Genomic DNA, 12,937 nt, shown 5'->3' on the forward strand with positions numbered 1-12,937 from the left:
CCGATACGGCCACGACACCTCGGGCGCGTGTCTCGCCCGCTGCCGCGTGGAGCGCGTCGGCATCAAAAACAGCGGGAGCACGAGATAGAACTGCTCGTCGACCGACAGGCTCCAGTACTGCGCGAGCGGCACGCCCGGTGCAATCTTGTAATCGGGTACACGCGCACACTGTTACCACGTGTAATCGACTCGCGGATCAATCCCTCGTACGCTATCGATACTCTTCCGCCCGCCCGCTTTCTCCGCTGGCGCTGCTTCGCAGGATGGGAGAGATACCGGCGCCACGGGCGTCGTCACTCAGCAGCGTGTTCTTCAACGATAAAACGTGAAAGGAACTGCCATGTCTCATAGCTTGGATAGCTTCAAATTCATCGATGTCCTGATTGCGTTCGATGTCGAGGAGATCCTGAAAAAGAACAACAACGCGCTCGGCATGGAGCCGGATCAGGCGACCTCGCTCGGGAACGACCCCGATTCCGTCTACATGATCACCCCGCTGGCGGATGCGGCGTATGGCTATGGCCAAGGCTCGGTGCAAGGTGTGTACCAGGGCGAGGCCGGCAGCAACTTGCTGCTCAAGGCCAATGTCAACGACGTGATTTACTGGCGCACCGTGTCTCTGACGGGCACGGAAAACTACAAGTGCTTCCTGCATCGCTTCAAAGTGATCACCCGCGACCTTCTGGGCGAAGTTTCGTACCACACCGAGAACGTCACCGAGCCTTACCCGGTACCGGGCTGGCCCGACAACAACGGTGTGAAAACAGAGCAGCGCGCGGACTACTGGGCGCAAGCCACCGTGCTCAGTACCGGCCAAGAGACCTATGCGTTCGTCGTCGCCGTTTACGACCGGCACGCGCAACTGAAGGGCTACGTCACCTGGGATGCTTACCTCACCATCAGCCACGGGTGATCTCGAACCGGCGCCTCGACAAGGCCGCGGCGTGATCGGCGCGAGGCGCCCGGCAGCACCGGGCGGGCGGATTCGGCCCGCCCGGTGCTTTCCGCTGGCGAATCCATCCCGCCGCCATGAAAGGACAATCGGTCAAGTCACAGAAACAGCAGCGCCGGATTCAGTTCCTGTTCGCCGCACGGCTGCGCGCGCCATCCCAGTTCCACCGGAACCGAGTAAAGCCGTCGCGCGCCAAAACGCGGCCAGAAATGGCACAGCCCCGGCGCGATGACTTGCACCACGGACAAGCCGATGTCGGGCCGCGTCTTGTCGACGACGAGCACGTCCATGCCGGCCGCCGCGATGCGCCCGACGCAATGCGCGAGCGCCGCCGGCAACGACGGTGCGTCGATCGGCTGCCACGTCGAGCGCGTCGTGCCGCGCACGCCGTTCGCCGGATACAGAAATCCGGTTGCCGAAAGTTTGTCGCGATCCCACGGGTGCGGCGCCTCCGCTGCGACATCGAGCAACTGGTTGACTTCGGTCAGCGCCCGCTGCACTGCGATTCGGCCGTCCGGATGGCAGCCGAAGCCGATCGAGAAACGCCCGTCTTGCGGATTTTCCGCCAGCGCGGCGACAGTCGGCACCCCGAGATCGGTGGTGATGTCGAGCGCCCACAAACGCCACCCGAACGTCGCATATTCACGCACGAGCGCATCGAAATACGGATCGTCGAAACTCGCGAGATCGATGTCGGGGCGCGGAATCCGGTTGTACCACCAGATCGCGACCGCATCGCGCTCGATCAATTCGAGCATGCCCTGCAAAATCGCCTCGTCGACGCTCGATCCCGCCGCGCAGCCGTTGGGATTGTGAACGCATGCGGCGTGCGCCTGCGCACTGTCGGGCGTTTCCGCATAGCAGTAGCTCAGCGGTACGAGGTAGCGCCTGCCGGTCACGAGCGACCAGGCCGGCGTCCAGTCCATGACGTCGCGCGCCGTGAAACGCGGCGGCACCTGCTTCCGAACATCGCGGGTCAATGCGTTGATCGCATCGCGCGCGTCGAATTGCCGTTCGCTGAACTGCTGAAGGTCGTTCACGTGAATCGGTACGGCGTCGCATGCCGGATCGGCGAGCAGGCTTTCCATGCTTCCGGTCAACGTCGCCTCGTCGCCTTGATACACGCTGCTGAACCGTTCAAGCGCCTCGCATAGCGTGCTCACGCGGGCTTGATCGTCGGTGCGGCCTTTGCCGGCGCAGATTCTGTCGAACCGGTTGCTGGCCGGTACGGCGGCCGGGCACACGAGAAAACCCGACGCATAAACCTTGCGCAGGCCCGCGTGTCGCTTCGGCATCGGGTGCAGATACGCGATCGCGCCACTGACCGGCGAGATCAGATGGGCATAACGCTCGAACACCTGTTGCGGGTCGGCGGTACGGTAGCCGCCGTCGGCGCGCGCCAACGGCGCATGATCGGCGAGCCGCGGCGCCCGCGCCGCCTGTTCACGCATCCACGCGGGATTGCCGCAGCACGGGCATTGCGGACGCTTGAGCACGCGGTGCCGCTCGGCGGCCAACGTGTCGACGCGCTGCGCCACGATATGCGTTTGCGACCGTTCCGATGCCATGCGGTTGACCGCGATCTGCTCGAGCGTCGCCGCCACGAGCGCCGCCGCTGCTGCGGCCCCGGCGCGCGAGGCCGCCGGCGGCAGACGCGTCGCGTCGCTGCCGTGATGGCGCGCAAGCAGCGCCTCGACAGGCCGGTTGATGCGAATCCAGTAGCGCACGCATTCGATGCACGGCGCGTCGGCCAGCGCGCCGCGGCCGGCCAGCAACGGCCCGATCAGCGTCTGCACGCCACCGGCCGCCACGACGAGCAACGCCCCGCCGCGCGCCGCCACGCGGGCGGCGCACGCGGCGAGATCGTCGCGGTCGTGCGTATCGGCGATCGCGACGGTCAATTCGGCGTCCGGCACGACATCGATGCCGGCCGTGTCGAGCGCGCGCCTGAGCGCCGCATCGTCGGCGCCGAATGCCTCGACCGCGACGCGCAGTTGAACGACGCGCGCACAAGCCGCGTCGCCGTCGAGTCCGGCGCGCTCGAAGAAGCCGCGCGCCGCATCGTCGTCGTGCGGCGAGTCGCCGCGCACGTACCCGCGACGCACCAGGTGATCGAGCCGCGCGAGTACGTCCCATTCACCAAACGTGCCGGCAAGCGATGTCACGATCTCGGCGATCGTCATCCGCGCCCGCAAGCAGGCGGCTATCTGCACGAAGATCGCGCCGGACAGCATCGCGCGTTTGAATTCGTCGACGACGAACAGCGTCTCGGGGCCCGCATCGAGCACGAGCAAATGCGGTTTGAAGCGCAACACGCGCGAAAAGTCATCAAGCATCGTCGGGTTCCGTGCGGCGGGTAAAAAAACATCGCGCGACCCGGGCAGCCGACCCGGGCCGCGCGACGGTGCGCGGCTCGGCCGCGCCAGGTCAGCAGCAGGTGAACAGGTAGCTCGGCCCGGCGTCGCAGTAGGCCGCGAGCGCGACGGCCTCTTCGTCCAGGTTCGTCGGTTGCTCCGGTATGCCGACCGTCATCACGTTGCGCGGCAGGTTCCAGCTACCGCTGCCGTTTCCGTCGCTCGTCCAGCCATGATCGCCGCCCGTTTCGACGACCTCGACGTCGATGATCCACGGGCACTGGTAACCGAAGTATTTCGCGAGCGTGTCCAGCGGTTTCTCCAGCAGCTCGCCCTTGAACTCCGGGTTCCGCCATGAAAGCGCGATCGCGCGCAGATAGACCTTCTGAAACTCCAGCATCGATTCGAGCGTCGGATTAGCGTTGTCCTTTGCCATGTCGGTTTCCCCGAGGTCATTCCATGATGGTGATGTGGTTCGCGTTGTACGCGGCCAGCGCCTGCGCGAATTGCGCCTCGTCCGCCGGCGCGGGCGGCAGAAACAGGGTGAGCTTGTTTTTCCGGCCGCCCGTCCAGTCGCCATTGACGCTCGGCGTCCAGGCAGACGACTTGGTCTGCACCTTCAGGTCGAGCTTGAACGGAAAGTGATAGTCGAAATGCTCGCGCAACGCCAGGACCGGATCGGCCTCGAGCTCGTCGACAAACGCCGGGGAATGCCACGCGAGGGCGATCGCCCGGATGACGGTTGCCCGATATTCGAGAAACTGTTCGTACGTCGGTAATCGAAGATCCTTGCTCATCGGTATGTTCTCCTGATTGACGAATGGAACCACTTACGGCAACGACTGCAACATCGCTTCGGCGAACCTGGCAATGCGGCCCATGCCCGCCGTTGTTGCAACTTCGCATGCGCGCCGGCACGCGGCCAGCGCGGCCACGCCGCCGCATCGCGGATCGGCCTGACGCAAGTACTCGCACTTCTTCAGCAGCAGCTGTGCTTCGTAATACCGTTCTCCGGTCGACTCGCACCATGCGAGGCAATGCTCGATCTGCGCGAGCGCGGCGTGGTAGTCGCCGCGCCCGGCATCCAGCTCGGCAAGCAACGACGCGTAGTAGCTCAGCCCGAGCAGGCCGCCCGACTGCCGCTGCGCATCGAGATGCGCGACGACGCCCGCGCGATCCCCTTGCGCCCACGCATGAATGATCGCGGCGTAGTGCCCGACCGCGCGCAGCCGATGCACCTCCGACAGACGGAGAATCGCTTCCGACAGCGTGCGGGCCGCGTCGCGATCGCCCGCCAGCTGGTGCATGCGTGCGAGGTACATCATCGTGACGCCGAGCGTCGGCAAATGGTCGAGGCAGGTCGCGCAATACACCGCGTCGCGCGCCATCGCGAGCGCGGCCTGCGGATCGTCGTCCATGCACCAGCGCACGCTCGCGAGCGACGCCATCGTCCAGGCACGCGTATCGAGCCCCAGGAGGCGCCGATGGTCCACGTCGCGCCGCACGTCGTAGCCGGCCAGCACCGCGTCGAACGCGGCGCGGGCGCGTGCATAGTCGCCGTCGACCCACAGGCTCATGCCGCGCATCGCGTCCGCCGCGACCTGAACGCCGGCATCGCCGCGCTCGGTCGCGAGCGTGTCGAGCCGCATGCCGATCCCGCGCACGGTGGAGCGATCGCCGGCGACGTGGTAGTAGGTCGACAGCGTCCATAGCGCGCTGATCTCGAGCTCCGGGTCGTCGAGCGTCTGCATCTGCCGCAACAGTTGCTCCGCATGCTCGCGCACCTGCGGATCCGCCCAGCCGAACCGTGCCATCGTCGCGTGCGTCAACGTGGCGCGGATGCGCGCGCTGTCGTGCTCGCGTTGCGCGTAGTCGGCATTGCCGAGCCAGTCGAACACGGACTGCCCGTAGCGGATTGCGTCGTCGTACCGGGAACGTTCGAGTGCGCGGCGCGCCGCGTCGATGCCGTGGGCGATCGCGTCGGCGAAGGCACCCGCGCGCGCGAAGTGCCCGGCGACGCCGAACGCATGCGCACCGGCGCCGCGATCGGCTTGCGCGACCAGCGCGCGGCCGACGCGTGCGTGGTTGCCGCGCCGCACGGCGGGCGGCATCGATTCATACGCCGCATCGCGAATCAACGCGTGGCGGAACGAATAGAACACGCGATCGCGGCGATGTTGCGCGTACACGATCCGCTCTTCGAGCAGCAGCCGCAGATGCGCGTCGAGCGTGGCCCGATCATGCGGCGATGCATCGGCGAGCAGTCGCGCATCCACCTCGAGCCCGATGGTCGCGGCGAGCTGCGCGGTGTCGCGCGCGTCGTCGATCCGGTCGAACGCGAGCCCGAGCATGCCGCCCAGGCTGAGCGGAAGCGGATAAGGGTCCGTTGCCCGCAGCCCGGCGAGCGAGCCGTCCGCGCCGCTCATCATCAGCTCGCGCGCAACGGCCTCGATGAACAGCGGGATGCCCGCCGTGCGACGGGCAAGCTGGTCGAGCCAGGCCGGATCGAGCACGCCCTGGCCCAGACACGCAGAAATCAGGCGCTGCGCGTCGTCGCTCGGCAGGCGGCGCAGCACCAGGCGTTCGGTCGCGCCGCGCCAGCGCCCGAGCTTGTCGGGGCGCGACGTGAACACGATGCCGAGCGCCGCTGCGCGCGGCGAGCGCTGCAGGTACGCAAGAAAGTCCTCGGTCGAGCGATCGATCCACTGGACGTCCTCGACCACGAGCAGTACCGGAGCGCCGTTGCCGAGCGACACGATCAGTTGCCCGAGGACGTCGAACAGCGCGTGCTGTTCGCGCGCACTCGACCACAGAAGCCCCTTCGCATCGCAGGGCAGGCCCAGCCAGGTCGCGAGCGCGACACGGGCCGCCGCGTGATCGCATTCGAGCGGCGCGATCATGGTGTCGATCGCCGCGAGCGCGGGACCGGCCGGGCTGTCGGCGTCGATATGCCAATGCGCGCCGATAAATCGCAGGATCGGAAACAGCGCATGATTCTCCCGCTCGGGCAGGCACCCGCAATGCGCGAAGGCGTGGCCCTGGATCCGGACGGCCTCGCACAGCTCGTGCACGAGGCGCGACTTGCCGATTCCCGCGTCGCCGACGACGAGCCGCGGCACGCCGCGCGGCGCAGGCTCGCCGCGCAGCACGCGACCATGTCGCGCGAGCGTCTCCTGCCACGCGCGCAACAGCGCGTCGAGCTCACGCGCGCGGCCGACCATCGGCGCCCGCATACCGGCATCGAGCGAATCGAACGGCGTATCGGCACGACGCTCGCCGAGCAATTCATGAACCGGCTGCGGCACGAGGCCCGCCCGCGCCAGCCGCAACGAGGTCGGCCGATAGTCGGCATGCCGTTCGAGCGCGAGCCGCGCATCGTCACTGATCAGGATCTGCCCGGGCCCGGCAAGCCGCAGCAGCCGCGCCGCCGCGGCGGGCGTCGATATGCCCGACATGCGCGATGCATGTGCGAGCACTTGCCCGACGTGAATCGCGGCGGCCACTTCGACGCGCCAGCGTTCGCCACCGGCGTGGCCGCCGGCCGCCGCCGGCACCGGCAGCCGTACGCGCTCCGCCACCCGCGCCATGTCGAGTGCCGCGCGCGCCGCCCGGCGCGCCGGCCGGTCGATGTCGCCTCGCAGGCCGAAATGGAACAGCAGCGTGTCGCCGAGCCGTCCGTCGACCTGCGCGCCATAACCGACGGCGATGTCGACGCACTTCGTCAGCCATTGCTCCTCGTAGCCGTCGAGCAAGTCGCCGTGTTCGGTTCCGGCGCGGCGTCGCCGGCCCTCTCCGGTGATCGTCACGCAACAGCACAACGTGGTGATCTGCCGGTACTCGCCAACCGTTGCGACCGTCTCGCTGCCCGGCGCGAACGGGGGCGGACGCGTCTGCCCGCTTGCGCGGCTGGCATCGAACTGTCCGACGAGCGCGGCGAAGTTGAGCGCGCGAAACGGCTCCGCGAGTTCGTCGGCCGACGCGGCGCGCTGTTCCGGATTCTTGTTCAGCGCGCGCCGCAATACCGAGCCGAGCGGATGCGACGCGATCGACGGAGGAAGCGCGACATCCACCGGGCTGAGCTGCTGATAGAGAATGTCGGCCACGCTCGCACCGTGCATGACGACATTGCCCGTCAGGCATTCGATCACGATCAGGCCCCATGCATACAGGTCGCTCCTGGGCGTCGGCGGCTCGTTGCGCAATTGCTCGGGCGCGCAATAGGGCGGCGAGCCGAGCACCTCGGTCGCCAGCGTCGAGGTCTGGCGCGCGATGTCTTCCGTGCCGGGCAACAACGCGCCGATGCCGAAATCGAGGAGCTTCGCGTGCGGCCCGTCGTCGGCCGTCGTGATCGCGATGTTCTGCGGCTTCAGGTCCCGATGCACGATGCCCCGCCGATGCGCGGCCGCAAGCGCGTCGAGCACCTCCGTCATCAGCCGGCCCGTGTCGACGGCCGACAGCGGCCCCTGCGCCGCGAGCCGGTCGCGCAAGGTCGAGCCCTGCACCAGCTCGAATACGGCGAACAGCCGGCCGTCGGGCGCTTCCCCCTTGTCCAGCAACGCCACGATGTTCGGGTGCCGCAGCGCCTCGCACAGGCTCGTCTCGCGCTGGAAGCGCGCACGCTGGCGCGCGCGCTCCGTCGCGGTCCGCGCGGCGTCATCCCGCATCAGCTTGATCGCGACGCCTTGTCCCGTCTCGCCGCAGGTCGCGCGAAACACCACGCCATTGCCGCCTTCGCCGAGCAGCGAGCCGAGCCGGTAATGCCACTTGCCGGCAAGCTCCGCGAAAGGCGCGGCGGGCTGCCGGGGTTCAAGTGCTTCCGGCACGACGGGCGCACGGGACGCGGTCGGCAACACGGCCGGTTCTCCCGTGTTCACGAGTAGTGGACGACCGGGTCCGGCGCCGGACGATGCACGCCGATACGCAACTGGACGCCCGGCACCGACTGGCATTCGAGATGCTCGCCGCGCATGACGCGGAACGGAAAATCGCCGAACCGGACGCCGCCGCGCCGGCGCTCGACGAGCTGGCTCGCGTCCAGCCCCGGCTGGGCCGCGAACTGGCTCCGGGCACGGTGAATCTGCACGTTGACATGGGACGTATCGATGCCGAGCATGCGCGCCAGCCGGTCGAGTTCGATCCAGCCTTGCGTGGCGGCGTCATAGCCGGCCTGCATGTCGGCCGAGCGCGCCCGGGCGAGCGTAACGAGGCTGTAGTGATGGGCTCGCTCGCCGAGGTCGACCACGCCGCCGCGAACGTGCAGCAGCATGCGCACGTGCTCTTCGTTCCGGCTGACGAAGAATTCGAGCAGTTGCGCCGGCGGGGCCGGATCGGCGGGCGCGGCAAGCATCATCGTCGAGCCGTTGCGCACGACCGCCAGGCGCCACGTGACGTCGCCGGTCGATACTTCATCGCCGTCATGGAGCGCGCGCGGCGGCAACGTGTCGTCGCACAGCCATTCGCCGGCCGGCGACCGGACGATCGTGACCGGCTGCGCGGCGTGTGCGGGCAGCATCTGGCGCGGCGCGAGCACGATCGGATGCGCGGCGCCTCGTATCGGCCACAGCGTATCGGCCGGATCGTCGAGCGCATCGACGCGCCACGGCGCGATACCCGCCCTGCCGAACCGGATCACGTCGCCTTGTTGCAGCACCGCATGCTCGCCGTCGCGCAGCGGCACGCCCGATATCGACGTGCCGTTGCTGCTGTGATCGTGGAGTTCCCACAGCCCGCCGATCCAGCGGATATGGGCATGGACACGGGACACCGACGCATCCCGGATGACCGTGTCGCAGCGCGCGGCATCGCGACCGAACACGTGATACGCGCGGAGCAGGCACGCTTCTCCGGATGAATCGTTCTTGAGTGTCGCCATGGCCGCTCCGCGTCGGATTCGCCCGGATCGCTCGAGTGACGCATCGGCGCTGCCGGGCAAGCAATTGATTCACTGATCGCGAACAATGTCGACTGTTCGCCGCCTCGTTACCTGTTTTCTCGTCAGCTTCCCTTCGAATCGCTGCTCATTCGCACGTGTTATTTCGGCCAATTGAATTATCGACCGTTTTGTTGTTTTAAAAGGCGAGCAACTTATTGAAAATCCTGCCAAATAAAATCGCATATCGCAACCGAAATACCCGGCCCGGGATTTTATATTGCAATGCTTTACATTCTCGACGAATTTTCGGATTGCAAATAAAGGGTCGAAAATCATCATCGGCGCGAAAACCTCGACGTGGCGTGCGTTGACTGGATGAAATCACATTGAATGACGGGTCTGATTTAAACACCTTTGCCACCGCGGAAATTTTGTTTGATAAACAGAAAATAAATTAAATCATTTCGGTAATTTAAATAATGACCCTCGGCATTTTGGCGATTGGCATTACATTATTTATTACGGCATGCCGCCGCACTACGGCGGATGTCTTGCGGTGTCATCGGCAGGCGAATGAGGGTCGGCACGGCTGTGTCTCATGATCGATTGCGTCAACGACTGCGAAAGCGGACATGACGCCGACCGTCCGATCGTCAGGATCGACTCGCCAAAGAGATTGAGAGAGCGCATCGACGGGAATCCTCATCGCAAGCAGACGGACGCGGACGCCCCCCTCCATCCAACCCCAAATAAATCCCCTTGACGACCTATCTTTCGATATATATCTTTAGATATGTTTTACGACATATAGGACACGATCATGCGACACAACCCCTCCCGCGGCCATGCCCGATGCGACGGTCATGGTGCGCATGCCCGCCCTGACTGGTTCGCCGGTCTCTGGTACGCGATCGGCCGCCACCGTCGCGGCCACGATCCGTTCGGTGGCGGCCCGTTCGGCGGCCGTGGCGGGCGCGGCGGCTTTGGCGATTTCGGCGACGACGGCATGCCGCGCGGCCGCCAGTTCAGCTCCGACGATCTCCAGTTGCTGCTGCTCGCGCTGGTCGCCGAGCAACCGAGCCACGGCTACGAGCTGATCAAGGCGCTCGACACGCGTTCGAACGGTTTCTACAGCCCGAGCCCCGGCATGGTGTATCCGGCGCTCACGTATCTCGAGGAAGGTGGCTTCGTCGCGTCGCAGGCGGAAGGCAACCGCAAGCGTTATGCGCTGACCGACGCCGGCCGCGCGCATCTCGACGCGCAGCGCGAACGCGTCGACACGCTGTTCGCGCGCCTCACGCACCTCGCGCGCAAGATGGAATTCATGCGCCGCGCGTTCGCCGGGGAATCGGCGGGCAACGAAGCCCAGGACGAAGTGCAGGCAGGCTGGCTGCCGGAGTTCGTCGAAGCGCGCGTCGCGCTCAAGCGGGCGCTGTTGCACAAGAGCGCAGCCGGCCCCGACGAACAGCGCCGCATCGCGGCAATCATGCGCCGCGCGACGGCTGAAATCGAAGGCGGCACCGGCGCGTAATCCGCGCCGCCCCGTCAAACCTCAGGAGAACGGATTGATGCAGAACACATCCGACCGCACCGTGACCCGCGTGCGCCATACCCTCAAGTTCCGCCTGCTGCAGGTCCTGCGCGTACACGCAGTGACGCCGCATCTGCTGCGCGTCACGCTCGGCGGCCCCGATCTCGCGGATTTCGAATCCGCGTCGTTCGACGATCACGTAAAGGTGTTTTTCCCGCCGCCCGGCGCCGAACGGCCCGCGATGCCGACGCTCGGCGCGAACGGCCCCGAGTTTCCGGAAGGCGAACCGAAGCCGGTCGCGCGCGACTTCACGCCGCGCCGCTTCGACCGCGCCGCATGCGAGCTGGATCTCGAATTCGTGATGAACCATCCGGGCCCCGCGTCGCAATGGGCCTCGCAGGCGCGTGTCGGCCAATGGCTCGGCATCGGCGGCCCGCGCGGTTCGTTCGTCGTCCCGACCGGTTTCGACTGGCATTTGCTGATCGGCGACGATACGGCGCTGCCGGCTGTCGCACGGCGTCTCGAGGAACTGCCGGCCGGTGCGCGCGCGGCGGTCGTGCTGGAAGTCGCGGATCGCACCGCGCAGATTTCGTTCGATACGCGCGCCGACGTGCATGAAATCTGGCGCTTCCGCGCCGAAGCCGACGCGGCGGACGGCGACGTGCTGCTGGATGCGGTTCGCGACCTGCCGCTGCCGCCGTCCGGCGACGGCTACGTATGGGCGGCCGGCGAAGCGCTGTCGATGCGTGCGGTACGCCAGCACCTGACCGGCGAACGCGGCGTCGACAAGTCGCGCATCCGCGCGGCGGCCTACTGGAAGCGCGGCGCGGCGGCCGTACACGAAACGCTGGAAGATTGACGCGACGGGCATCCGGCATACGGGCTCCCGGCGACGGGCATCCGGCTTACGGGCACCCGGCCGGCGGACGGCTGACGCGAGACCGTGGCGCCGGCGCACCGGCGGGCTTGGCATCGGCATCGCGGCTGGTATATATGTATGTCTGCGACGCCGCTGTCAGGCGACAGCCGCCGCAGCCCGCCCAGGAGCGCCCGGTCATGACAAAAGAAAGCCACGCTTCGCCTTTCCTTCGCAACCTGAAGATCGCCGGCTATTGCGGCCTCGCCGCGGTCGTACTCGCGCTGTTCATCGCGATGTGCGCGATCCTGACGGAAAGCGCCCTTGATCGCGACGCCGCGCAGCATCCGGCCGATACGCCCGAACTGCACGATGCGGGCGGCGGCCCGTCCGCGTCGGCCGAATCATCGGCCCGCACACCCGGCTCGCCCGGTTGACGGCGCCCCGTCCGATTTCCTTCCGCTTACGGCGCGTGCCGGCGTCCCATCACCACTGCGTGCACCGAATCGCCGAACCGTTCGAGCAGCGCGGTCACGCGTTGCCCGTACAGGTGCGCGGCCAGCGCGCCGGCCGTGCCGACCAGCACGCCGCCCGCCATGTCGAACGGCCAGTGCACGCCCGCATAGATGCGCCCCCATGCAATCGCCACGGCCATCGCGGCCATCACGTACCCGGTGAGCCGGGTCGTGCCGCCGAGCATCAGGCCGGCCGCCATGCTCCACGCGAACGTCATGTGATCGCTCGGAAACGAGCTGTCCGGCGCATGCGGAATCAGCTGCGTGCCGACGCCGGCCATGAACGGGCGCGGCGAGAACCAGAAATGTCCGAGCACCTGCGCGAGCGCGAGCGCCACGCATACGCCGACGCCGGCTTCGATCGCCTGGCGCCGCGTCGGGCGCGCGCCGAAGATCCAGGTCAGCAGCAGCATCGCGGGCAGCGCATAGACGAGCCAGTCGGCGGCGAAGACGGCCAGGCGGGCCACGCCCGGCTGCGGCGCATGCCCGGCGTTGATGGCGGAAAAGAGGGCGAGATTGAGGTTCTGCATGAATCCGGTTGCGTAGGGCGTAAAGATTCGACCGGTTGCCCGGTCGGACAGGAACGATGTTAGGGCGCGCCCGCTTAAGCAATGCTTAATGCGTCAGGCCTGCGGGACAGGACGCGACCGCCGCGGCGAACGCACTTAGAGCCTGCACTGCAGCACAAGTTCACACAATTGTCATATTCCCGCGCGACCGTCTCCCGGAAAGGCTCACCCGGCATCCCGTAAAGACTCACCTTTTTCACATCGTGGTGTCATCGACGCGTGCGAACATCGGGCCGCCGGGCGCCATCCAGGCCGTTTGCGTCGTTCGTCTCAACATTTACGCCGTAA

The 12,937-nt window shown here is 66.9% G+C and carries 10 protein-coding genes; 4 read left to right on the forward strand and 6 right to left on the reverse strand.

Features of this window, described 5'->3' with window-relative positions:
* The first annotated feature begins 340 nt into the window (after positions 1 to 340).
* A complete protein-coding gene (locus JYG32_RS27875; protein ID WP_213265750.1) occupies positions 341 to 913 on the forward strand; it encodes an AidA/PixA family protein in 573 nt (190 codons plus the stop codon).
* 137 nt (positions 914 to 1,050) lie between these two features.
* Here JYG32_RS27875 and JYG32_RS27880 read toward each other — a convergent pair whose 3' ends face one another.
* The 5 genes from JYG32_RS27880 to JYG32_RS27900 form a co-directional block, all read right to left on the reverse strand.
* The gene (locus tag JYG32_RS27880; protein ID WP_213265751.1) at positions 1,051 to 3,288 is read right to left on the reverse strand and encodes a TOMM precursor leader peptide-binding protein; all 2,238 of its coding nucleotides are present in this window, start codon (positions 3,286 to 3,288) and stop codon (positions 1,051 to 1,053) included.
* Between the two features lie 91 nt (positions 3,289 to 3,379).
* Positions 3,380 to 3,742: a BMA_0021/BMA_0022 family TOMM bacteriocin gene (locus tag JYG32_RS27885; protein ID WP_174381345.1), complete on the reverse strand. Its 363-nt coding sequence runs from the start codon at positions 3,740 to 3,742 to the stop codon at positions 3,380 to 3,382.
* 16 nt (positions 3,743 to 3,758) lie between these two features.
* On the reverse strand, positions 3,759 to 4,103 hold the full coding sequence (locus JYG32_RS27890) for a BMA_0021/BMA_0022 family TOMM bacteriocin (RefSeq protein ID WP_174381344.1): 345 nt from the start codon (positions 4,101 to 4,103) through the stop codon (positions 3,759 to 3,761).
* A gap of 33 nt (positions 4,104 to 4,136) precedes the next feature.
* The gene (locus JYG32_RS27895; RefSeq protein WP_213265752.1) at positions 4,137 to 8,180 is read right to left on the reverse strand and encodes a TOMM system kinase/cyclase fusion protein; all 4,044 of its coding nucleotides are present in this window, start codon (positions 8,178 to 8,180) and stop codon (positions 4,137 to 4,139) included.
* Positions 8,177 to 9,178, reverse strand: a complete 1,002-nt coding sequence (locus tag JYG32_RS27900) for an FHA domain-containing protein (RefSeq protein WP_213265753.1) — start codon at positions 9,176 to 9,178, stop codon at positions 8,177 to 8,179. Before JYG32_RS27900 ends, JYG32_RS27895 begins: the two co-directional genes overlap by 4 nt.
* A gap of 820 nt (positions 9,179 to 9,998) precedes the next feature.
* Here JYG32_RS27900 and JYG32_RS27905 point away from each other — a divergent pair.
* The 3 genes from JYG32_RS27905 (at position 9,999) to JYG32_RS27915 (ending at position 12,002) form a co-directional block, all read left to right on the forward strand.
* Positions 9,999 to 10,709 (forward strand): PadR family transcriptional regulator, encoded by a 711-nt coding sequence (locus tag JYG32_RS27905; protein ID WP_174381341.1) that lies wholly within the window; start codon positions 9,999 to 10,001, stop codon positions 10,707 to 10,709.
* A 37-nt stretch (positions 10,710 to 10,746) separates the two neighbouring features.
* Positions 10,747 to 11,568: a siderophore-interacting protein gene (locus tag JYG32_RS27910; protein WP_213265754.1), complete on the forward strand. Its 822-nt coding sequence runs from the start codon at positions 10,747 to 10,749 to the stop codon at positions 11,566 to 11,568.
* 197 nt (positions 11,569 to 11,765) lie between these two features.
* Positions 11,766 to 12,002, forward strand: a complete 237-nt coding sequence (locus JYG32_RS27915; protein ID WP_174381339.1) for a hypothetical protein — start codon at positions 11,766 to 11,768, stop codon at positions 12,000 to 12,002.
* Between the two features lie 26 nt (positions 12,003 to 12,028).
* Here the strand turns inward: JYG32_RS27915 and JYG32_RS27920 are convergent, their stop codons facing one another.
* The gene (locus JYG32_RS27920) at positions 12,029 to 12,610 is read right to left on the reverse strand and encodes an undecaprenyl-diphosphatase (protein ID WP_213265755.1); all 582 of its coding nucleotides are present in this window, start codon (positions 12,608 to 12,610) and stop codon (positions 12,029 to 12,031) included.
* Positions 12,611 to 12,937: the final 327 nt, after the last annotated feature.

This window comes from Burkholderia pyrrocinia (assembly GCF_018417535.1).
GTDB lineage: Bacteria > Pseudomonadota > Gammaproteobacteria > Burkholderiales > Burkholderiaceae > Burkholderia > Burkholderia pyrrocinia_E.

What these genes read in the sequence shown, in the direction of transcription:
- JYG32_RS27875 (WP_213265750.1), top strand. Translation starts at nt 341, where the DNA reads ATGTCTCATAGCTTGGATAGCTTCAAATTCATCGATGTCCTGATTGCG.
- JYG32_RS27880 (WP_213265751.1), bottom strand. Translation starts at nt 3,288, where the DNA reads ATGCTTGATGACTTTTCGCGCGTGTTGCGCTTCAAACCGCATTTGCTC.
- JYG32_RS27885 (WP_174381345.1), bottom strand. Translation starts at nt 3,742, where the DNA reads ATGGCAAAGGACAACGCTAATCCGACGCTCGAATCGATGCTGGAGTTT.
- JYG32_RS27890 (WP_174381344.1), bottom strand. Translation starts at nt 4,103, where the DNA reads ATGAGCAAGGATCTTCGATTACCGACGTACGAACAGTTTCTCGAATAT.
- JYG32_RS27900 (WP_213265753.1), bottom strand. Translation starts at nt 9,178, where the DNA reads ATGGCGACACTCAAGAACGATTCATCCGGAGAAGCGTGCCTGCTCCGC.
- JYG32_RS27905 (WP_174381341.1), top strand. Translation starts at nt 9,999, where the DNA reads ATGCGACACAACCCCTCCCGCGGCCATGCCCGATGCGACGGTCATGGT.
- JYG32_RS27910 (WP_213265754.1), top strand. Translation starts at nt 10,747, where the DNA reads ATGCAGAACACATCCGACCGCACCGTGACCCGCGTGCGCCATACCCTC.
- JYG32_RS27915 (WP_174381339.1), top strand. Translation starts at nt 11,766, where the DNA reads ATGACAAAAGAAAGCCACGCTTCGCCTTTCCTTCGCAACCTGAAGATC.
- JYG32_RS27920 (WP_213265755.1), bottom strand. Translation starts at nt 12,610, where the DNA reads ATGCAGAACCTCAATCTCGCCCTCTTTTCCGCCATCAACGCCGGGCAT.